This window comes from Microbacterium esteraromaticum (assembly GCF_014084045.1).
Taxonomy (GTDB): Bacteria; Actinomycetota; Actinomycetes; order Actinomycetales; family Microbacteriaceae; genus Microbacterium; species Microbacterium esteraromaticum_D.
On the sequence record NZ_CP043732.1, the window covers coordinates 129808 to 149316 of the forward strand.

General features: G+C 70.9%; 19 protein-coding genes, 1 tRNA gene and 2 pseudogenes. 13 read left to right on the forward strand and 9 right to left on the reverse strand.

Translation table 11 applies throughout. The features are described from left to right. Positions 1-2: 2 nt before the first annotated feature. Positions 3-1432: pseudogene (gene glmU, locus FVO59_RS00635) on the reverse strand (bifunctional UDP-N-acetylglucosamine diphosphorylase/glucosamine-1-phosphate N-acetyltransferase GlmU). Position 1433: 1 nt separating this feature from the next. Further along, positions 1434-1505, reverse strand: a tRNA-Gln gene (locus FVO59_RS00640). Positions 1506-1627: 122 nt separating this feature from the next. Here FVO59_RS00640 and FVO59_RS00645 point away from each other — a divergent pair. From FVO59_RS00645 to FVO59_RS00655, 3 genes are read left to right on the forward strand one after another with little or no spacing between them, the layout of a single operon-like run. Continuing rightward, positions 1628-2128, forward strand: a complete 501-nt coding sequence (locus FVO59_RS00645) for a GNAT family N-acetyltransferase (protein WP_182253667.1) — start codon at positions 1628-1630, stop codon at positions 2126-2128. A gap of 7 nt (positions 2129-2135) precedes the next feature. Next, entirely contained in the window at positions 2136-2630 is a 495-nt protein-coding gene (locus tag FVO59_RS00650) for a MarR family winged helix-turn-helix transcriptional regulator (RefSeq protein ID WP_182253668.1), read from the forward strand. 34 nt (positions 2631-2664) lie between these two features. Then, positions 2665-3603, forward strand: coding sequence for a pseudouridine synthase (locus FVO59_RS00655; RefSeq protein ID WP_220465714.1), 939 nt, complete (start codon positions 2665-2667; stop codon positions 3601-3603). Between the two features lie 35 nt (positions 3604-3638). Here FVO59_RS00655 and FVO59_RS00660 read toward each other — a convergent pair whose 3' ends face one another. From FVO59_RS00660 to FVO59_RS00675, 4 genes are all read right to left on the reverse strand, one after another. Beyond that, positions 3639-4301, reverse strand: a complete 663-nt coding sequence (locus FVO59_RS00660; protein WP_182253670.1) for a methionine ABC transporter permease — start codon at positions 4299-4301, stop codon at positions 3639-3641. Then, positions 4301-5344, reverse strand: coding sequence for a methionine ABC transporter ATP-binding protein (locus tag FVO59_RS00665; RefSeq protein ID WP_182253671.1), 1044 nt, complete (start codon positions 5342-5344; stop codon positions 4301-4303). Before FVO59_RS00665 ends, FVO59_RS00660 begins: the two co-directional genes overlap by 1 nt. Positions 5345-5455: 111 nt before the next feature. Then, positions 5456-6355, reverse strand: coding sequence for a MetQ/NlpA family ABC transporter substrate-binding protein (locus FVO59_RS00670; RefSeq protein WP_182253672.1), 900 nt, complete (start codon positions 6353-6355; stop codon positions 5456-5458). A 72-nt stretch (positions 6356-6427) separates the two neighbouring features. Beyond that, complete coding sequence (locus FVO59_RS00675) at positions 6428-6979, reverse strand: MarR family winged helix-turn-helix transcriptional regulator (RefSeq protein ID WP_259363335.1); 552 nt, start codon at positions 6977-6979, stop codon at positions 6428-6430. Between the two features lie 78 nt (positions 6980-7057). Between FVO59_RS00675 and idi the strand changes: the two genes are divergently transcribed. The 7 genes from idi to FVO59_RS00710 are packed head-to-tail and all read left to right on the forward strand — an operon-like array spanning position 7058 to position 12576. Continuing rightward, a complete protein-coding gene (gene idi, locus FVO59_RS00680; RefSeq protein ID WP_182253673.1) occupies positions 7058-7621 on the forward strand; it encodes an isopentenyl-diphosphate Delta-isomerase in 564 nt (187 codons plus the stop codon). Beyond that, positions 7618-8664 carry a polyprenyl synthetase family protein gene (locus tag FVO59_RS00685; RefSeq protein WP_182253674.1) on the forward strand — a complete coding sequence of 349 codons (1047 nt, stop codon included), beginning with the start codon at positions 7618-7620 and terminating at the stop codon, positions 8662-8664. Before idi ends, FVO59_RS00685 begins: the two co-directional genes overlap by 4 nt. After that, a complete protein-coding gene (locus tag FVO59_RS00690; protein ID WP_259363336.1) occupies positions 8661-9533 on the forward strand; it encodes a phytoene/squalene synthase family protein in 873 nt (290 codons plus the stop codon). The genes FVO59_RS00685 and FVO59_RS00690 overlap by 4 nt, the downstream gene beginning before the upstream one ends. Then, positions 9530-11095: a phytoene desaturase family protein gene (crtI, locus tag FVO59_RS00695; protein WP_182253677.1), complete on the forward strand. Its 1566-nt coding sequence runs from the start codon at positions 9530-9532 to the stop codon at positions 11093-11095. Before FVO59_RS00690 ends, crtI begins: the two co-directional genes overlap by 4 nt. Beyond that, the gene (locus FVO59_RS00700) at positions 11092-11424 is read left to right on the forward strand and encodes a lycopene cyclase domain-containing protein (protein WP_182253679.1); all 333 of its coding nucleotides are present in this window, start codon (positions 11092-11094) and stop codon (positions 11422-11424) included. Before crtI ends, FVO59_RS00700 begins: the two co-directional genes overlap by 4 nt. After that, a complete protein-coding gene (locus FVO59_RS00705) occupies positions 11421-11732 on the forward strand; it encodes a lycopene cyclase domain-containing protein (protein WP_182253681.1) in 312 nt (103 codons plus the stop codon). The genes FVO59_RS00700 and FVO59_RS00705 overlap by 4 nt, the downstream gene beginning before the upstream one ends. Continuing rightward, complete coding sequence (locus FVO59_RS00710) at positions 11722-12576, forward strand: prenyltransferase (RefSeq protein WP_182256390.1); 855 nt, start codon at positions 11722-11724, stop codon at positions 12574-12576. The genes FVO59_RS00705 and FVO59_RS00710 overlap by 11 nt, the downstream gene beginning before the upstream one ends. 19 nt (positions 12577-12595) lie before the next feature. Here the strand turns inward: FVO59_RS00710 and FVO59_RS16615 are convergent. Beyond that, positions 12596-14396: pseudogene (locus tag FVO59_RS16615) on the reverse strand (ABC-F family ATP-binding cassette domain-containing protein). 62 nt (positions 14397-14458) lie between these two features. Continuing rightward, on the reverse strand, positions 14459-15475 hold the full coding sequence (locus FVO59_RS00720; RefSeq protein WP_182253683.1) for an ABC transporter substrate-binding protein: 1017 nt from the start codon (positions 15473-15475) through the stop codon (positions 14459-14461). Positions 15476-15553: 78 nt separating this feature from the next. Between FVO59_RS00720 and FVO59_RS00725 the strand changes: the two genes are divergently transcribed. The 3 genes from FVO59_RS00725 to FVO59_RS00735 are packed head-to-tail and all read left to right on the forward strand — an operon-like array spanning position 15554 to position 18509. After that, positions 15554-16549 (forward strand): FecCD family ABC transporter permease, encoded by a 996-nt coding sequence (locus FVO59_RS00725; protein WP_259363338.1) that lies wholly within the window; start codon positions 15554-15556, stop codon positions 16547-16549. After that, positions 16546-17724: a FecCD family ABC transporter permease gene (locus FVO59_RS00730; protein ID WP_259363339.1), complete on the forward strand. Its 1179-nt coding sequence runs from the start codon at positions 16546-16548 to the stop codon at positions 17722-17724. The genes FVO59_RS00725 and FVO59_RS00730 overlap by 4 nt, the downstream gene beginning before the upstream one ends. Then, entirely contained in the window at positions 17721-18509 is a 789-nt protein-coding gene (locus FVO59_RS00735; protein ID WP_182253685.1) for an ABC transporter ATP-binding protein, read from the forward strand. The genes FVO59_RS00730 and FVO59_RS00735 overlap by 4 nt, the downstream gene beginning before the upstream one ends. Here FVO59_RS00735 and FVO59_RS00740 read toward each other — a convergent pair. Then, entirely contained in the window at positions 18506-19495 is a 990-nt protein-coding gene (locus FVO59_RS00740; protein ID WP_182253687.1) for a sucrase ferredoxin, read from the reverse strand. The two genes, FVO59_RS00735 and FVO59_RS00740, sit on opposite strands and share 4 nt — an antisense overlap. Positions 19496-19509: the final 14 nt, after the last annotated feature.

The following is a 19509-nucleotide window of genomic DNA, read 5'->3' on the forward strand; positions in this document are numbered from 1 at the left end:
GCCTATTCTGCTGATCGTTCCCGGGCGGCAGCATCCGCTGCCCCCGTGCCTGCTCGGTTCTTCTCGACCCACCCGTCGATGTTCCTCTGGGGGCGACGCTCATGGCCAGGGCGCCCGCGGGAACGTCCTTGCGGACGACGGCGCCGGCACCGGTCTTCGCACCGGCTCCCAGCCTAACGGGCGCGACCAGCACCGTGTGCGAGCCGGTGTGCACCTCGTCGCCGACCACCGTGCGGTGCTTGTTCACATCGTCGTAGTTCGCCGTGATCGTGCTCGCACCGAGGTTCACGCCGCGACCGATCGTGGCGTCGCCCACATACGAGAGGTGCGGCACCTTGCTGCCTTCGCCGATCTCGGCGTTCTTGGTCTCGACGTACGCGCCGATCTTGCCGCCCGCGCCGAGCACCGTGCCAGGGCGCAGGAACGAGAACGGGCCGACGGTGGCGTTCGCGCCGATCACCGCGAGGTTGGCGTCGGTGCGCCTGACCACCGCGTCCTCGCCGACCTCGCAGTCGACCAGCGTGGTGTCGGGGCCGACGGTCGCGCCGGCCGCGATGGTCGTGGCACGCAGGATCTGGGTGTTCGGCAGGATCGTCACGTCGGAGGCGAGCGTCGCATCGTCGTCGATCCATGTCGTCTCGGGGTCGACGATCGTGACCCCCTCACGCTGCCAGTGCCGCACGATGCGCTGGTTGAGCAGGCGGCCGACGAGCGCGAGCTGCGCACGGTCGTTGACGCCGTAGGTGACCGTGACGTCGGAGACGACGGATGCGGCGACGCGGTCTCCGTCGCGACGAAGCAGCCCGGGCACATCGGTGAGGTACATCTCGCCCTGGGCGTTGTCGACGCCGATCTCGGGCAGATAGCGGCGCAGCGTCTCGGCGCGGAACACGTACATGCCCGCATTGATCTCGCTGACCGCGGCCTCGTCGTCGGTGGCGTCCTTCTGCTCGACGATGCGGTCGACGCCGCCGTCTGCATCGCGGATCACGCGGCCGTATCCGGCGGGGTCGTCGACGACCGCCGTCATGAGCGTCGCGGGCGCGCCGGACGCGCGGTGCTCGTCGAGGAACGACGACAAGGTCGCGGCGTCGGCGAGCGGGCAGTCGCCCGAGAGCACCAGCACGTCGCCGTCGAAGTCGGCGGGCAGGGCGTCGATCGCGACCTGGACCGCGCGGCCGGTGCCGGGCACGTCATCCTGGTCGACGAAGACGGCGTCGGGGTAGTCGGCGGCGAGCGCTGAGACGACCTGGTCGCGCTCATGCCGCACGACGACCTCGATGTGCGCTGCGCCGAGCGAGCGCGCGGTGGAGAGCACATGGCCGACCAGCGGCCGCCCTGCGATCTCGTGGAGCACCTTGGGCCGCCTGGACTTCATGCGCGTGCCCTGACCTGCGGCGAGCACGATGATGGCGAGAGTGTTCTGCGTCATGCTCCGCCGCCAGGATTCGAACCTGAACCTCACAGCTCCAAAGGCTGTCGTGCTGCCGTTACACCACGGCGGACCGCGCCGCCCGTCTGGGCACCGCCCGTCAAGTCTGCCACGTTCACCCGTGCGCTCTGAGCGTGCGCCCGCCTGTACCCTGTTCGTCACCTGCCGGAAACACGCCCCTGCGATCATGACCGCATGAGCATCGTCATCGAACGCGTCGAATCCGCGACCCCCGCCCTGGCGGCGTTCGTCGCCGCGCACCACGCCGAGATGGAGGGCACCGCCCCGCCGGAGAGCCGGCACGCGCTGTCGTTCGACCGGCTGCTCATGCCTGGCATCCGGCTGTTCGCCGGCTACGACGACGGGCGACCGGTCGCCACCGGCGCTCTGGCCGCGGTGGACGAAGGGCACGAGGAGCTCAAGTCGATGCGCACGGCTCCTACCTCCCGCGGGCGAGGCGTCGGCCGCGCCATGCTCGCGTTCCTCATCGACGACGCCGCCGGCCGCGGCATCGAGCGGCTCTCGCTCGAGACGGGGAGCGACGCGTTCTTCGACGCCGCACGCGCCCTGTACGCGAGCGCCGGGTTCGTGGAGTGCGACGCCTTCGGCGGCTATCGGCCCGACCCGCACAGCGCGTTCCTGACCCTCGCCCCTGTGACGGCGGCGGCGATCGGCCGCGACCCGCAGGCACGATAATGGAGGGATGAGCGAGGCGGATGAGGTCGACCGGATCGTCGGCGCCTGGAACACCCAGCGCCCCGATCTGGACTTCTCGCCGCTCGAGGTGCTCTCGCGCATGGACCGCCTCTCCCGTCACCTCGACCGAGCGCGACGAGACGTGTTCCGCCGCAGCGACATCGAGCCGTGGGAGTGGGACGTGCTCTCGGCTCTGCGCCGCGCGGGGGCGCCGTTCCAGCTCTCCCCCAAGCAGCTTCTGCAGCAGACGCTGGTCTCGAGCGGAACCATGACGAACCGCATCGACCGGCTCGTCGGCCGGCGCTTCGTCCGACGCGAGGCCGACCCGCTCGACGGGCGCAGCGTGCTGGTCACCCTCACCGACGACGGGCGGGTGCGGGTGGATGCCGCCATCACCCGTCTCGTCGATGCCGAGGCCGTGCTGCTTCAGGCCCTCCCCCGCGCCGACCGGGAGCGGCTCGCAGGGCTGCTGCGCAAACTGAGCCTGAGCTTCGACTCGTGACGGGCCTGACCATGGGACGCGGTCGCTGATGGCGATGGCCTCCCCGCTGCCGGTGCGAGACGGCGTCGGCGCCACGCGGCTGCACCTGCCGATGACCGGCCCCTGGCCGACGATCGGCGCGTACATGGCGGAGCGCTTCTTCCACCTCGAGCCCGAGAGGCTGCTGTCGCGCTTCGATCGCGGCGAGATCGTCGCTCGCGACGGCACTCTGCTCACGCGCTCGACGCCGCTGGGTGCCCACGAGTTCGTCTGGTACTACCGCGAGCCGCCGGTGGAGCGGGGGATCCCGTTCGAGATCGAGGTGCTGCATCAGGACCGCGACCTCGTCGTGGTGGACAAGCCTCACTTCCTGCCGACCACACCGGGCGGGAAGTACCTGCAGAACTCCTCGCTGGTGCGACTGCGCAACCTGCTCGGCATCCCCGAGCTCACCCCGATCCACCGCCTCGACAGGGCGACCGCAGGGCTGTTGATGTTCTCGACCCGGCCCCAGACGCGCGGGGCGTATCAGCTGCTGTTCGAGCGCCGGCAGGTCGAGAAGGTCTATGAGGCGGTCTCCGCGCTGCCCGACGGCTGGGATCCCGCATCGCCCGCCCTCGCAGGCGTCCCGTTCCCGATCGTCCACCGCAACCACATCGAGAAGCTGCGCGCGCACGTATGCGTGAAGGTCGACGACACCCGTGAGCCGAACTCCGAGACGCTCATCGAGCTGCTCGGCTCAGACGACCGGGTCGTGCACACGCTGCTGCGCCCGCACTCCGGCCGCATGCACCAGCTGCGCGTGCATCTGGCCTCGCTCGGCGCGGGCATCCTGAACGACGGCTTCTACCCCGACCTGCTGCCCGAGGCGCCGGACGACTTCACCAAGCCGCTGCAGCTGCTCGCCCGCGAGCTGCGCTTCGCCGATCCGCTGAGCGGGGAGCCCCGCGAGTTCGTCACCCGACGGACTCTGCAGGAGGCCCCGCGCGGCTGAGCCCGCCCTGCTGCACTCGAGCCGCCCGGCTGGGCTCAGCGCCGCATGACGACGCGCGCCAGCTTGGTGCCGAGCAGCTGCACCAGGTGCACGAACAGCACGATCAGGATGATCGCGGCCCACATGACCACCGGCGAGAACTGCCGGAAGCCGTAGATCTGGGCGAACGCCCCGAGACCGCCGCCGCCGATCAGTCCGGCCATCGCCGTCATGTCGATGAGAGCCACCACCACGAACGTGTAGCCGAGGATCAGCGGGCCGAGGGACTCGGGGATGACCACGGTGAACAGGATCCGCCAGGGTCCCGCGCCCATCGCACGCGCGGCCTCGATGATGCCCGGCGGCACCGAGACGAGGTGCTGCTCGACGATGCGGGCGATCGCGAAGGATGCCGCCAGGCCGATACCGAAGGCCCCTGCGTTGATCCCGATGCCGATCCCGAGGATCGAGCGCGACAGCGGCTGCGAGATCGCGGCGATGAAGATGACGAAGGGGATGGGCCTGAAGAAGTTGACCATCAGCTCGAGCACGCCGTTCACGGCGCGGTTCTGCAGCAGTCCGCCGCGCCGTGTGGTGTACAGACCGACGCCGATGAGCGTGCCGAGGATGCCTGCCATGATCAGCGCGAACGCCGTCATGTACAGCGTCTCGACCGCTGCCTTCCAGAACTCGGGCGCCAGTTCGATGAGACGATCCATCAGCGCACCTCCTCGTTCTCGAGCTCGGTCACGTCGGCGTGCCGACGGATGGTCTGAAGGGCGGCGTCGAGATCGGCCTCCGCTCCCCTGATCGCCAGGGTGAGGTGCCCGAACGCCCGGCCGCGGATGTCGTTGATGCCGCCGTACACGAGCTCGAAGTCGAGCCCGGCCCTGGCGAGGTCGAGGAAGACCTGCGCCTGTGATGAGTCGCCGTCGCGGAACGAGAAGGTCACCAATCGGCCATCGTGCCGCTCGCGCAGCACGGCGCGCTCGGCAGGAGACGGGATGCCCTTGATCACCGTGCCGACGAATCGCTGCGACGCCGGGTTCTGCGGGCGCGAGAACACCTCGAACACGTCGCCCTGCTCGATCACCCGGCCGCCCTCCATGACGGCGACCTTGGTGGCGATGGTCTGGATGACGTCCATCTCGTGCGTGATGACGACGATCGTCACGCCCTGCTCGCGGTTGACCCGGCCCAGCAGCTCGAGCACCTCGTGGGTGGTCTGCGGGTCGAGCGCGCTGGTCGCCTCGTCTGCGAGCAGGATCGCCGGGCGCGTGGCCAGGGCGCGCGCGATGCCGACGCGCTGCTTCTGACCGCCCGAGAGCTGCTCGGGATAGGCGCGCGCCTTGTCGGAGAGACCGACGAAGCGCAGCAGCTCGCTCACTCGCTCGTCGATGTCGGCCTTCGACCAGCCGGCGAGCTTCAAGGGGTACGCGACGTTCGCCCTGACCGTTCTCGACGAGAAGAGATTGAACTGCTGGAAGATCATGCCGATCCCGCCGCGCACGGCGCGCAGCTCGCGTTCGCGAAGGGTGGTGATGTCGACGCCGTCGACGACGATGCGGCCGTCGGTGGCCGGCTCGAGGGCGTTGATCAGCCTCACGAGCGTCGACTTGCCCGCGCCCGAGTAGCCGATGATGCCGAAGACGTCACCCTGCTCGATGTCGAGGGTGACGTCGTCGACCGCGGTCACCTCGGCGCTGTCGCGTCCGCGGCCGGGGTAGGTCTTGGTGACGCCCTGAAGGCTCACGATGGCCATGGTGTGCTCCGGGATAGGGGTGGTGGATGCGTCCGGCGCCTGTGACACGGGAATCGGGCGGCGCACGACGGCGCCGCCCGATTCTTCCGCGTTGAGCGCCTTTCAGCCTGATCAGCCGGCGGTGTCCTCGAGGACCTTCTTCAGCGACTCCTGCAGGTCGGCCGCCGGGGTGGTCAGGGGCACCCCGGTGCCGCCGGATGCCTCGAGCAGGCCCTTCTGCACGTCCTCGTCGGTCTGGAAGATCTCGACGAGCTTCTGGTACGTCTCGTTCTCGACGTCGTCGGCACGGGCGGCGAAGATGTTGACGTACGGCAGCGCGTTCGGGTCGGACGGGTCATCCTGGGCGATGGCGTCCTCGAAGGTGAGACCGGCGTCCTGCACGAAGTCGTTGTTGATGATGGCCGCGTCGACGTCGGGCAGCGAGGTCGGGATGACCGCCGCCTCGAGAGCGGTGACCTTCACCTTCGACTTCTCGGTGTCGATGTCGGCGATGTCGCTGACGATCGTGCCGCCGCTCTTGAGCTCGATGAGGCCGGCCGACTGCAGCACGAGCAGGGCGCGGGCCTGGTTCGAGGCGTCGTCCGGTACGACGACGGTGCCGCCCTCCGGGATGTCCTGCACGTCGTCGTGCTTCGTGGAGTACAGACCGAGTGGGTAGATCGCCGTCGCGCCGATCGGCTGCAGGTCGCCGTCGTTGGCGGCGTTGTACTGCGCCAGGTACACGATGTGCTGGAACTGGTTGAGGTCGAGCTCGCCCGCCGCGAGCGCGGGGTTGGGCTGCTCGTACGAGCCGAAGTCGATGATCTCGACATCGATGCCCTCGGCTTCGGCGGCCTTCTCGAACGCCGCCCACTGCGGGTCGCCCTTTCCGACCACGCCGATCTTGACGACGTCGTCGGCGGCACCGTCCGATCCGGGAGCGCCTGCCTCGGAGGAGGCGCAGCCGGCGAGGCCTGTGACGAGTGCGACCGCTGCTGCGGCGGCGGCGAGGGTGGTGAAGCGGCGGGACATTTTCGGGTTCTTCCTCTCGTGGGGGACTCCGAAAACGTACGCGGCGCCTGGGGTGCGCTCAGAATCGGTTCGTCACACAGCGTCACGCTGGGCGGTGGCCGTCATCGCGTCGAAGAAGTCGGCGACGATGCGGCGGTGCGCGGGGCTCAGGGCGGCGATCACGTCGAAGCGCCGCGCGTGCTCGCGCCCGACCGTGGCGCGCGCGGCATCACGGGTCTCCTCGGTCACCTCGATCACGAGGCTGCGGCGGTCGTCGGGGTGAGGCCGCCGCACGATGTGTCCGCCCCGCTCGAGTCGATCGAGCATCTTGGTCGTGGAGGCTGTGGAGATCCCGAGGTGGCCGGCCAGGGCGCTCGGAGTGACGGCGTACCTCTGGTGCTGCGCGGCGATCAGCATCCGCAGCGCCCTCATGTCGGTGGCGCCGAGCTTCATGTACCGCTGCGATGCCTCGCTGGTGCGCCGCTCGGCCTCGCGCCACGCCCGCATCGCGTCGAGCACCTCGAGCACGCCCTCGAGCTCGCCGGGCGCGAGGTCGGCGGTGCGCACGATCTGCTGCTCCGGGTCGTTCAGGCGCGGGTCATGCATCACCACGTGCGGCGAGGACACCGGATCTCCCTTCCCCATGCGGTTGATTTTACGACCATTCTGGATATTTACCCAGTTGAAAGCTAGCCTGTCTAGCGAAACACACAGGAGGACGAAGTGACCCACTCCCCCGAGCGCGTGATCCTTCTCGACGACGACGGGAACCCCTGCGGCGTCGCACGGAAGGACGACGTGCACCACGAGTCGACCCCGCTGCACCTCGCCTTCTCATGCCATGTGCACGACGACGAGGGTCGGCTGCTGCTGACCAGGAGGGCGCTGAGCAAGCGCGCCTGGCCCGGCACCTGGACCAACGCCTTCTGCGGGCATCCCGGGCCGTTCGAGGCGATACCGGATGCCGTGCATCGCCGCGCCCACGACGAGCTCGGACTCGAGATCGCCGACCTGCAGCTCGAACTCGCAGACTTCCGCTACCGCGCGACAGACGCCTCCGGCGTCGTCGAGAACGAGATCTGCCCCGTCTACACCGCCCGCGCCGTCGGTGAGCCCGTGCTGAACCCCGTCGAGGCGATGGACGCGCGCTGGGTGACTCCCGTCGACCTCGCCGCGGCCCTGACCGCCGCGCCCTGGGCGTTCAGCCCCTGGCTCGTGCTGCAGGCGCAGCAGCTGTCGGCCACAGCGGGGGCGATTCTCGCCACCGCCTGGCGGAGTGTCGCATGAGACTCGAGACGGCCGTCGATCCACGGCTGGACGAGATCATCGACGGGTTCTTCACAGACCGGATAGCACGGGCCGACCGCATGGGCGGCAGGTACGGCGAGCTCTGGCGCCGAGCGGCCGATGCCACGCAGGGCGGCAAGCGCCTGCGTCCGCGCCTGCTGCTCCTGTCGCACGAGCGGCTCGGCGGGGTGGAGGACGACTCGGCGCTGCACGCCGCCGCGGCCTTCGAGGTGCTGCACACCGCTCTGCTCATGCACGACGACGTGCTCGACCACGACCTCGTGCGGAGGGGACAGCCCAATCTCGCCGGCCGCTTCGCGGCAGCGGCCCTCGACGACGGGCTCGACCCCCACACCGCCACCGCGTGGGGCGAGGCCTCGGCCCTGCTCGCCGGCGATCTGCTCATCAGCGGCGCGCACGTGCTCGTCGCCCGCGTCATGCATCCCGCTGCGGCCGCCCTGCACCGGGCGATCGACGACGCCCTCATGCTGACCGCCGCCGGCGAGCACGCCGACGTCGGCTACGCGAAGGGTGTCATGCACGCCTCGCACGACGACATCCTGCAGATGATCGAGCAGAAGACGGCCGCGTACTCGTTCGCGGCTCCCCTGCGGGTCGGCGCCCTGCTGGCGGGAGCGACCGACCAGGTCGTGCAGGCGCTCGACGGGATCGGCTCGCGCCTGGGGCTGCTGTACCAGCTGCGCGACGACGCGCTGGGCGTCTTCGGCGTCGAGAGCAGCACGGGCAAGAGCGTCATCGGCGATCTGCGCGAGGGCAAGCGAACGATGCTCGTCGCCTTCGCCGAGGGCACCGCGGAATGGGAGGCCGTCCGTGCGCTCTTCGGCCAGGCGCCCCTCGATGCGGCCGACGCCGACAGGCTGCGCGCGGCGCTGCTGGCGTGCGGCGCGGTCGATCGGATGCAGCGGGTCATCGACGAGGTGCTTCGCGATGTGCTGCACGCCATCGCCGTCGCTCCGCTGCCCACCGGGCTTCGCGCCGAGCTGGCGCACATAGCCGAGAGATGCGCCGAGAGGCAGTCATGACGGCACCCACTGCCCTGGACCTGTACACGCGCACGGCGCACGCCGCCGCAGCACATGTCATCGGCCGCTACTCGACCTCGTTCGGGTACGCGAGCCGTCTCCTCCCCCGCGAGGTCCGCGGCGGGATAGCCGATGTGTACGCGCTCGTGCGGGTAGCCGACGAGATCGTCGACGGTCCGGCTGACGAGGCCGGTCTCGACCGGAGTCAGGTGGTCGGGATCCTCGACGATCTCGAGAGCGACACCCTGACGGCGCTCCGAAGCGGATTCAGCGCGAACCTCGTCGTGCACGCCTTCGCGGCCACCGCACGACGCACGGGCATCGGCGACGAGCTCGTGCGGCCGTTCTTCGAGTCGATGCGGATGGATGCCACCCCTCACCCCCGCTTCGACAGAGAGCAGTACCACCTCTACATCCACGGCTCGGCGGAGGTGGTCGGGTCGATGTGCCTGCGTGTGTTCGCCCTCGAGCATCCGGGGATGGTGATCGACGACGAGCTCGAAGAGGGCGCCCGCCGCCTGGGCGCCGCTTTCCAGAAGGTCAACTTCCTGCGCGATCTCGCCGATGACTCCGGGCGCCTCGGCCGCTCGTACATCCCTGGGCTCGACCCGCGCACGTTCACCGATCGCGAGAAGCAGGCCGTCGTCGACGAGATCGCCGGGGACCTCGCCGTCGCGCGCGCGGCCATCGAACGGCTGCCCCGCGGCTCTCGCCGGGCGACGACGGCGGCGGCGGCGCTCTTCGGCCGGCTGAACGAGCAGCTGCGCGAGACGCCGGCCTCACGCCTGCGCACGACGCGCGTGTCGGTGCCGCTGGGACGCAAACTCGGCATCCTGCTCGGGGTCGCGACCGGAAGGACGGCCGCATGACGCGCGCCGTCGTCATCGGCGGAGGCATCTCGGGTCTCGCGACCGCCGCCCTGCTCGCCCGCGAGGGCGCGCAGGTGACGCTCGTCGAGGCGCGGAGCGAGCTCGGCGGCCGTGCCGGCAGCTGGGAGGCCGAGGGCTTCCGCTTCGACACCGGCCCGTCGTGGTACCTGATGCCAGAGGTGTTCGATCACTTCTTCCGGCTGCTGGGCACGTCGTCTGCCGAGCAGCTCGACCTCGTTCGTCTCGACCCGGCGTACCGGGTGTACTTCGAGGGCGACGAGCATCCCTTCGATCTGCCGGCCGAGGGGGCGCGGGATGCCCTGGTCGCACTCGACCCCGACGCCTCCCAGCACCTGGACCGGTACCTCGAGTCGGCGGCCGACACGTACGATCTCGCCACCTCGACGTTCCTGTACAGCACCTACGAGTCGCTGCGGCCGCTGCTCACCGCGCGCACCCTGCGGGGGCTCCCGACGCTGGCCCGGCTGCTCGCCGAGCCGCTCGACCGTCGCATCCGGCGGCACAGTCAGGACCTGCGGGTGCAGCAGGTTCTCGGCTATCCGGCGGTGTTCCTGGGAACCTCGCCCGCCAACGCCCCGGGCATGTACCACCTGATGAGCCATCTCGATGTCGGACAGGGCGTGCTGTATCCCCGCGGCGGCTTCGCCGCCGTGATCGCCGCGATCGCCGGGCTGGCGGCTGCAGAGGGCGTCGAGATCCGCACCGGATGCCCTGCCCGCCGCATCACCGTCGACGGCGGCGCCGCCACGGGCGTGGAGGTCGAGCTCGCCGACGGCACACGTGAGCACCTGCCTGCCGACGTCGTGGTCTCGAGCGCCGATCTGCACGTCACCGAGCAGCAGCTGCTCGAACCCGAGCATCGCACCAGGTCCGATCGCTGGTGGCAGGGGCGCGACCCCGGTCCTGGCGCCGTGCTCGCGCTGCTCGGGGTGCGCGGCGAGCTGCCCGAGCTCGCCCACCACACGCTGCTGTTCACGAAGGCGTGGGAGGAGGGCTTCGACGCGATCTACGGCAGAGGTCGAGGCGGGGACGGCACGCGCATCCCCGACCCCGCATCGCTGTACGTGTGCCGCCCGAGCGCGACCGACGACGTGGCGCCCGAGGGGCACGAGAACCTGTTCGTGCTCATCCCGGTGCCCGCCGACACGTCCATCGGGGCGGGCGGAGTCGACGGCACGGGAGATGATCGGGTCGAGCGCGCGGCGGACGCCGCGATCGACCAGATCGCCGGCTGGTGCGGCATCCCGGACCTCCGCGAGCGGATCGTCGTGCGCCGCACGATCGGCCCGGCCGACTTCGAGCGCGAGTTCGGCGCGTGGCGCGGCGGGGCGCTGGGACCCGCCCACACGCTGCGGCAGAGTGCGCTCCTGCGCGGCGCGAATGTGTCGTCGAAGGTCGACGGCCTGCTCTACGCCGGCGCGACCACGATCCCGGGGATCGGTCTGCCGATGTGCCTGATCAGCGCCGAGCTCGTCGTCAAGAGACTGCGCGGCGACGTCTCGGCAGGTCCGCTGGCGGAGCCGCTGGCGGAGCCGCTGTGAGCGCGGCATACCTGATCGCCCTGCTCGTGTCGCTCGCCGGCGTCGTGCTGCTCGACGTGCGTCATCGGCTGTTCATCGGCCGCGACCCTCGATCAGCGGGCGTCGTGCTGATCATCGGCACGGCGTTCTTCCTGCTCTGGGATCTCGCCGGCATCGGACTCGGGATCTTCTTCCGCGACGACGGGGAGTTCGCCACCGGCATCCTGCTCGCCCCCGAGCTGCCGCTCGAGGAGCCGATCTTCCTGCTGTTCCTGTGCGAGCTTACGATGGTGCTCGTGTGCGGCGCCGAGAGGGCCCTCGCCGCGCGGAGCCGGAAGGGCGACGCATGAGCTACGTGCTGCTGTGCGCGGCGTTCCTCGCCGCCGCGCTCGTGCTCGCGCTGGTCGTCCGGCGACGCGACCGGATGCCATCGACCACTGCGCTCGCGGTGGCTGCCGGCGTGCTCGTGCTGCTCACCGCGGTGTTCGACAATGTGATGATCGCCGTAGGACTGTTCGACTACTCGAGTGCGCACATATCGGGCATCCGGATCGGCGCGGCTCCGATCGAGGACTTCGCGTACCCGCTCGCCGCGGTGATCCTGCTTCCCGCGCTCTGGTCGCGACTGCGGAGGAAGGGAGCGGATGATGATCGGTGACCTCCTCGCTGCCTCCCGCCCGCTGAGCTGGATCAACACCGCCTACCCCTTCGCCGCCGCCTATCTGCTCGTCGCGGGCGGCATCGATGCGCGCTGGGTGATCGGCACGCTGTTCTTCCTCGTGCCGTACAACCTCGCCATGTACGGGATCAACGACGTGTTCGACTATGCGTCGGATCTCGCGAACCCCCGCAAGGGCGGCGTCGAGGGGGCGCTGCTCGACCCACGCCGGCACAGGACGGTGCTCCTGGCCGCCGTGCTGAGCTGCGCGCCGTTCGTGATCGTGCTCGTCGTGCTCGGCTCACCCCTGTCATGGCTCGTGCTCGCGATCAGCCTGTTCGCCGTGATCGCCTATTCGGCGCCGCCGTTCCGGTTCAAGGAGATCCCCGTGCTCGACTCGGTCACCTCGAGCATCCACTTCGTCAGCCCCGCCGTGTTCGGCTTCGCACTCGCCGGTGGAGCCGTCACGCCCGGCCTCGTCGCACTGCTGAGCGCGTTCTTCCTGTGGGGCATCGCCAGTCACGCGTTCGGCGCCGTTCAGGACGTGGTGCCCGACCGTGAGGGCGGCATCTCGTCGATCGCGACGGCGCTGGGGGCCGCGCGCACCGTGAGAGTCGCTCTGGCGTGCTGGGCTGCGGCCGGCGTGCTGATGCTGCTCACCGGCTGGCCGGGGGCGCTCGGCGCCCTGCTCGCACTGCCCTACCTGTGGGCGGCGGCACCGTACCGCTCGGTGCCGGACGCCGACTCGGGCACGGCCAATCGCGGCTGGCGGCACTTCCTCTGGATCAACTACGCGTGCGGCTTCGTCGTCACGATGCTGCTGATCGTGTACGCGCTCGGCTGAGCGCGCACGATGCGGATCGTCAGTCGAGCTGTTCTGTCAGCTCGAACCAGCGCAGCTCGAGCTCGTCGACCTCGTCCTGCTGAGCCTGGATCTGCTGCATCCGCTCGCCGAGGCCGGTGTAGTCGGATTGGTCGTGGTCGGCGAGCGCGTGCCGTGCCCGGTCGATCTGGTCGTTCAGCTTCTGCATCCGCCGCTCGAGCGCGGCGAGCTCCTTCTCGGCCGCGCGCCGCGCCGCGCCTTCCAGGCCGGATGCCCTCGCGGGCGTCGCCGCGGCCGACGACGACTGCGGTTCATCCTGGTCCCGCTTCTCGAGGTCGCGCAGCCGCAGATACTCGTCGATGCCGCCCGGGAGGTGCCGCAGGTGCCCGCGCAGCACGGCGTACTGCTGGTCGGTCACCCGCTCGAGGAAGTACCGATCGTGGCTGACGACGAGCAGTGTGCCCGGCCACGAGTCGAGGAGATCCTCGATCGCCGCGAGCATGTCGGTGTCCATGTCGTTGGTGGGCTCATCGAGGATCAGGACGTTCGGCTGGTCGAGCAGCACGAGCAGCAGCTGCAGCCGGCGCTGCTGCCCTCCCGAGAGGTCCTTGACCGGCGTCGAGAGCTGCGCCGAGGTGAAGCCGAGGCGCTCGAGCAGCTGGCCGGGCGTGAGCTCCGCCGCCTTCGAGCCGGAGCCGAAGGTGTATGAGGTGCGCAGACCGCTGATCACGGTGCGAACCGGATCGTTCCAGTGCTGCTCGAGCTCGTCGATCCGCTGAGTGAGGGTTCGCACCTGCACGGTCTTGCCGCGCTTGACGCGTCCGCTGGTCGGCTCGACGCTGCCGGCGACCAGGCCCAGGAGGGTGGACTTGCCTGCTCCGTTCACGCCGAGGATCCCGGTGCGCTCTCCCGGCGCGATGCGCCACTCGACATCCTTCAGAACGGTCTTCTCGCCGTATGTCACGCCGGCATCCAGCAGATCGACGACGTCTTTCCCCAGGCGCGACACGGCGAGCGACTGCAGCGAGACCGAATCGCGGATCGGGGGAACATCGGCGATGAGCGCATTCGCCGCGTCGATGCGGAACTTCGGCTTGCTCGTGCGCGCGGGTGCTCCGCGACGCAGCCAGGCGAGCTCCTTGCGGGCGAGGTTCTGCCTCTTCGCCTCGGATGCCGCGGCCATCCGGTCGCGCTCGACGCGCTGCAGGATGTACGCCGCGTAGCCGCCCTCGAAGGGCTCGACGATGCGGTCGTGCACCTCCCACGTGGCAGTGCAGATCTCGTCGAGGAACCAGCGGTCGTGCGTGACGACGAGCAGCGCGCCGGCGGTCTTCGCCCAGCGCCCCTTGAGGTGCGCGGCGAGCCACGTGATCGCCTCGACGTCGAGGTGGTTGGTGGGTTCGTCCAGCGCGATGATGTCCCAGTCGCCGACGAGGAGCCTTGCCAGCGAGACACGGCGGCGCTGCCCGCCGCTGAGGGACGCCACCGAGGCATCCCAGTCGAGATCGGAGACGAGGCCGGCGATGACATCGCGGACCTTCGCGTCTCCCGCCCACTCGTGCTCGGGGTGTCACCCACCACGGCACTGCCCACGGTGAGGCCGTCGTCGAGCGTGTCCGCCTGATCGAGCACGCCGATCGTCGTGCCCCCGCGGACGGTCACGCGCCCCGCGTCCGGCTCCCGCCGGCCAGCCAGCATGCCGAGCAGGCTCGACTTGCCGTCGCCGTTGCGTCCGACGATGCCGATGCGGTCGCCCTCCTCGATGCCGAGGGTGACGGAGTCGAAGACGACGCGGGTGGGGAACTCGAGGTGGAGCCCTTCGGCCCGAGAAGATGTGCCATGTCGTATCAAGGCTAGACCGCGGAGACCGGCCTGCGCGCAGGCCGGTCTCCGCGGGAGGGTCTCAGTCCTCCTGCGGGTCGACGCCGAAGTGCTCGGCGAGCGTCGTGATCACCTCGTCGGCGCCCTGGATGGACACCGACGCGAGGAACGTCGCGTCGTCGACCTCGAGCTTCTCGCCGGCGAGGCGGTCCCACAGCGGGTTCGACTGGAACTGCTCGCGCTGCGCGCGGGACGCATCTCCTTCGGCGCCCTCCGGCGCCCACGTGCTGACGAGGATCAGGCCCGAGTCGACGTCGAGGATGTTCTCGGGCGAGATGTCGACGAAGATCGACTCGGTGGTGTCGGGAGCGGACTCCGGTCGGGGCAGGCCCATGTCGGTGAGGATCTCGCCGATGAACGAGTCGCTCGAGTACAGCCGCGCGGTGTCGCCGCCGCTGAAGCGGATCAGGGTGACCGACAGGTCGGGGTTCTCGGCGAGGATCGCCTCGCCCACAGCGGCGGCGCGCTCCTCGTAGGCGGCGACGGCCTTCTCGGCCTTCTCCTTCTTGCCCAGCGCCTCGCCGAGCAGCACGACGTTCTCCTTCCAGGTCGGGCCGGTGCTCTCACTGAACACGGTGGGCGCGATCTGCGACAGCTGCGGATAGAGCGCCTCCTGGCGCACCTTGGCCGAGATGATCAGGTCGGGCTTGAGCGCGGCGATCGCCTCGAGGTCGGGCTCGGCGATGCTGCCGACGCTGACCGAGTCCGCAGTGGCCTCGGTGACGTCGCCGAGGTAGTCGGCGAACGGCTGCTCCGCGTCCTGCCTGTAGTCGACGTAGCCGACGAGCTCCGCGTCGAGCAGCAGAGCCGCATCGGAGTAGCTCGGGTCGAGCGCGACCACGCGCTTCGGCTGCTCGGGGATCACCGTCTCCCCCATGGCGTGGGTGATCGTGACGGGGAAGTCGGCGCTCTGGGCGGAGGTCTCGGGCGACTGCGCAGGTTCGGCGGATGCCGCGCAGGCGCTGAGCGAGGCGGCGAGGGCGAGAGCGCCGGCGACGGCGGATGCGCGCCGCAGGCGTGCGGAGGCGGACGGGGTCATGAAAGGACTCCTCTGAGGGGATGAAGGGAGACGCTCGACGGGACGAGCGCGATCAGTTTATAGGTTAGGCTTACCTTCGTGACAACACGGACACCGTGGCGCGTGATGCTGCTCGGCGCTGCGGCCCTCGTCGCCGCGATGCTGCTCAGCCTCGCCGTCGGCAGCCGGGTCACCTCCCCCTCCGAACTGTTCGGCGCCCTGTTCGCGCCGACCGGCAGCGACGCCGACGTGACGATCCTCGGCCTGCGGCTGCCCCGCACCATCCTCGGCGTCGTGGTGGGCGCCTGCCTCGGCGTCGCAGGCACGCTCGCCCAGGGCCACACCCGCAATCCGGTCGCGGACCCGGGGCTGCTCGGCGTCTACCAGGGCGCGGCGCTTGCGATCGTCCTCACCACCGCGCTCGGCCTGAACCCGTCCGGCCTCGCCGAGGCGCTGTTCGCGTTCGCCGGCGCGCTCGCCGCCACCGTCCTGGTGTTCGCGCTCGCGCGCACCGCCGGCGGACGCTCCGGCACCATGGCGTTCGTGCTCTCCGGCGTCGCGATCTCCGCCCTGGCGTCCGCGCTCGTCACCGCCATCTCGCTGCTGGACCTGCGATCGCTGGACGACCTGCGCTTCTGGCAGGTCGGATCGCTCTCGATGCGCACGGGCGCGCTCGGCGTCGTGTGGCCGTTCATCGCCATCGGCCTCCTGCTGGCCGTGCTCAACGCCCGCTCGCTCAACGCCCTCGCCCTGGGCGACGACACCGCAGCCGCCCTCGGCCAGGCGCCGTGGAAGGCGAGGACCGTGGGCATCGCCGCCATCGCGCTGCTCGCCGGAGCCGCCGTCGTGCTCGCGGGCCCGATCGCCTTCGCCGGTCTCGTGGTGCCGCACCTGGCTCGGATGCTGGTCGGGCCCGACTACCGCTGGCAGATCGCCGCCGGCGCCCTGCTCGGCGGCTCGGTGCTGCTCGTCGCCGACGTCATCGGACGCGTCGTCGCGCGGCCGGGAGAGCTGTCGGTCACGGTCGTCCTCGCCGTGGTCGGCGCGCCGCTGTTCGTGGCGATCGCGCGCTCCCGACGGACGGCGACGCTGTGAGCAGGGACGCCACGACGATCCGCGCCACGACGGGCAGCGCGACCACCGGATCCTCCGATGCCGCCGCGGGGACCGACGGCATCGGAGCTGCGGGCACCATGGAGCGGGCCCCCCGCTCGCGGGCGCTCACGGTGCTGCGCGCCGGCGTGTTCTCTGCCCTGGTCCGACCCCGCGCGATCGCCGTGGCAGGCGGGCTGACCCTGCTCGTCCTGCTGGCCGCCGCCGTGCACCTCGCCCTGGGAAGCACTCTCATCCCGCTGGGCGACGTCCTCGCCGCAGTGTTCGGCGCCGGCGACGGCGGAACGGTGCTGATCGTCCAGGGCATCCGCCTGCCACGGGTCGCGGCCGCCCTGGCTGCGGGGCTCGCCCTCGGCATGTCGGGTGCCATCACCCAGACCATCGCCCGCAACCCGCTGGCCAGCCCGGACGTGCTCGGCGTGACCTCCGGCGCCGCGCTCGGCGCGGTCGCTGTGCTCGTGCTCTCCGGCGGTGTCTCTGGCGGCGCGGCCGGCATGGCCGCCACGGTCGCGATGCCGCTCGCGGCGCTCGGCTGCGGCCTGGTGGCGGCGACGATCACGTGCGCGCTCGGCTGGCGCGGCGGCATCGACGTGCAGCGCACGGTTCTCGCCGGCATCGGCGTGTCCTGGCTCGCGACGAGCCTGACCACCTGGCTGCTCACCCTGGGCGACGTGACCAACGCAGCCATCGCGACCACCTGGATGAGCGGCTCGCTGAACGGTCGGGAGTGGAGCGCGATCGCGCCGAGCGTGACCGGCATCGTCGTGCTGCTTGTGTGCGGTGCGCTGCTCTCGCAGGGACTGCGCCTGGCCGCGATGGACGAGCTCACCGCGACCGGACTGGGTGTGCGGCTCGGCGCCGTGCGACTCATCGCGCTCGCCGTCGCCGTGCTGCTCGCCTCGCTCGCCGCGCTCGTCGCGGGTCCGCTGTCGTTCATTGCGCTCGCCGCCCCGCAGATCGCCCGCCTCGCCGCGCGCACCCCGACGCCCTCGCCCTGGACGAGCGCATGCGTCGGAGCCCTGCTGCTGATCGTCGCCGACATCATCACCTCGCGGCTCTTCCCGATCCCCCTGCCGGCGGGGGTCGGCACCGCACTGGTCGGCGTCCCCTACCTGATCTGGCTCATCATCAGCACCCGACGGAGGACCGCGGCATGACCGGCATCCGGCTCGAGGCCGTCGGCCTCACCCTCGCATACGACGGCCGCACCGTCGTCGACAGCCTCGATCTGCAGATCCCCGCCGGCGGCATCACGGCCGTGATCGGCCCGAACGGCTGCGGGAAGTCCACTCTGCTGCGCGGGCTCGCCCGCCTGCTCCCCGCACGGTCGGGACAGGTGCTGCTCGACGGCATCCCGCTGCACGAGCTGGGCCGGCGCGACATCGCCCGCCGGGTGTCGATGCTGCCGCAGGCTCCGGTCGCGCCGGGCGGACTGACCGTGCTCGAGCTGGTGGCCCGCGGCCGGCATCCGCACCAGCGCTGGTACGACCGGTTCTCGCCCGAGGACGAGCGCATCGTCCGTGCGGCGATCGCCGCGACGGGCCTGGCGGGCTCGGAGGACAGGCTGGTGGACGAGCTGTCGGGCGGCCAGCGCCAGCGGGCATGGATCTCGATGACCCTCGCCCAGCAGACAGGCACGATGCTGCTGGACGAGCCGACCACCTACCTCGACGTGGCGCACCAGCTCGAGGTCCTGGAGCTCGTGCGCGCGCTGAACGTCGAGCACGGCAACACCGTGGTGATGGTGCTGCACGACATCTCCCTCGCCGCGCGCTACTCGGACCGCGTCGTCGCGATGCGGGACGGCCGGGTCGTGCACGCCGGCGCCCCGGCCGATGTGATCACCCCTGACGTCCTGCGCGAGGTGTTCGGCATCCGCGCGGCACTGGTCGACGACCCCGACGGAGGCACTGCTCACGTCCTTCCGCTCGGACTGCCCTAGCCGCTCTCGCTCCCCTGCGCCGCCGGCGCCGCCGGCGCCGCGGTCGATCCCGGTGTCCGTCGCAGCGACACCAGCTCGTATGCCGCCGGCGCGCCGATGGTGCCGCCCTCGGCGCACGACGTCCTGCGGGGATCGAGCGCGACGCGCCGCACCCGCACGACCGACTCCCCAGGACCGCCCGCCACGACGCGGACATCGGCCTCCGGCCGAGCCGGCGAGGTCAGCGCGTCGGTCGTGAGCGGAACGGCCCGCACCGCGCCGACCCGCGGCTCGTCCAGCTCCGCCCGCACGAAGTACGCGGCCGCCTGCTCTTCCGCGGGCATCCCGCACTCGCCGCGCCAGCGATCCAGCACCAGCTCCCCGGCCCGCACAGCGGCAGCCATGCGCGGCGCGTCATCGGACGTGAGCCCACCGTGGTAGTTCCCGCCAGGCAGAGTGACGACGTTCGCGGCGAAGCGGTCGCCGCCGATGTGCGTGGTCTCCCACACCTGTCCAGGCAGCGCCGCATCCAGCCTCACCGCGACCGGACGCCCGAGACGCGCGCAGCACACGTCGCGGCGGCCGTGCGTGCACACCAGCACGACGGGCTCGGCCGCGGCCACGGCCTCGCCGAATCCCGGAGGGGTCCCCGCGGCGAGCGCATCGAGGTCGAGCGCCGCCAGCTCGGCGAGGTCGGCCATCTCGCGCCGCTCCGCCCACCCGCGCTCGCCGCCGCGGCCGGCCACGACGACCGTGCGAAGGGTGCGTCGGCGCTCGCGCACGCGACGGATGAGCTGCACGCGCACTCCGCGTGCCTCGGCCGATTCCAGCACGCGCCGCGTCGCCTCATCGAGGTCGTCCGGAAATCCGCGCACCGGCCACGGGCCCGCATGCTCGAGCAGCATCCACGTCGAGATCGTCACCGGCGCAGTGGCCTGGACCGCTTCGTTCATCGCCGAGCGGATCGAGGCGCACCATTGTGCACGCTCGTCGGCCGGACTCCGCATCAGATCAGCCTATG

Excerpts from the sequence above, each read along its gene's own strand:
- FVO59_RS00740 (WP_182253687.1), bottom strand. The coding sequence starts at position 19,495 with ATGCGGAGTCCGGCCGACGAGCGTGCACAATGGTGCGCCTCGATCCGC.
- FVO59_RS00705 (WP_182253681.1), top strand. The coding sequence starts at position 11,421 with ATGAGCTACGTGCTGCTGTGCGCGGCGTTCCTCGCCGCCGCGCTCGTG.
- FVO59_RS00665 (WP_182253671.1), bottom strand. The coding sequence starts at position 5,344 with ATGGCCATCGTGAGCCTTCAGGGCGTCACCAAGACCTACCCCGGCCGC.
- FVO59_RS00685 (WP_182253674.1), top strand. The coding sequence starts at position 7,618 with ATGAGACTCGAGACGGCCGTCGATCCACGGCTGGACGAGATCATCGAC.
- crtI (WP_182253677.1), top strand. The coding sequence starts at position 9,530 with ATGACGCGCGCCGTCGTCATCGGCGGAGGCATCTCGGGTCTCGCGACC.
- FVO59_RS00670 (WP_182253672.1), bottom strand. The coding sequence starts at position 6,355 with ATGTCCCGCCGCTTCACCACCCTCGCCGCCGCCGCAGCAGCGGTCGCA.
- FVO59_RS00645 (WP_182253667.1), top strand. The coding sequence starts at position 1,628 with ATGAGCATCGTCATCGAACGCGTCGAATCCGCGACCCCCGCCCTGGCG.
- FVO59_RS00710 (WP_182256390.1), top strand. The coding sequence starts at position 11,722 with ATGATCGGTGACCTCCTCGCTGCCTCCCGCCCGCTGAGCTGGATCAAC.
- FVO59_RS00720 (WP_182253683.1), bottom strand. The coding sequence starts at position 15,475 with ATGACCCCGTCCGCCTCCGCACGCCTGCGGCGCGCATCCGCCGTCGCC.
- FVO59_RS00735 (WP_182253685.1), top strand. The coding sequence starts at position 17,721 with ATGACCGGCATCCGGCTCGAGGCCGTCGGCCTCACCCTCGCATACGAC.
- FVO59_RS00690 (WP_259363336.1), top strand. The coding sequence starts at position 8,661 with ATGACGGCACCCACTGCCCTGGACCTGTACACGCGCACGGCGCACGCC.
- FVO59_RS00650 (WP_182253668.1), top strand. The coding sequence starts at position 2,136 with ATGAGCGAGGCGGATGAGGTCGACCGGATCGTCGGCGCCTGGAACACC.
- FVO59_RS00655 (WP_220465714.1), top strand. The coding sequence starts at position 2,665 with ATGGCCTCCCCGCTGCCGGTGCGAGACGGCGTCGGCGCCACGCGGCTG.
- FVO59_RS00675 (WP_259363335.1), bottom strand. The coding sequence starts at position 6,979 with ATGGGGAAGGGAGATCCGGTGTCCTCGCCGCACGTGGTGATGCATGAC.
- FVO59_RS00660 (WP_182253670.1), bottom strand. The coding sequence starts at position 4,301 with ATGGATCGTCTCATCGAACTGGCGCCCGAGTTCTGGAAGGCAGCGGTC.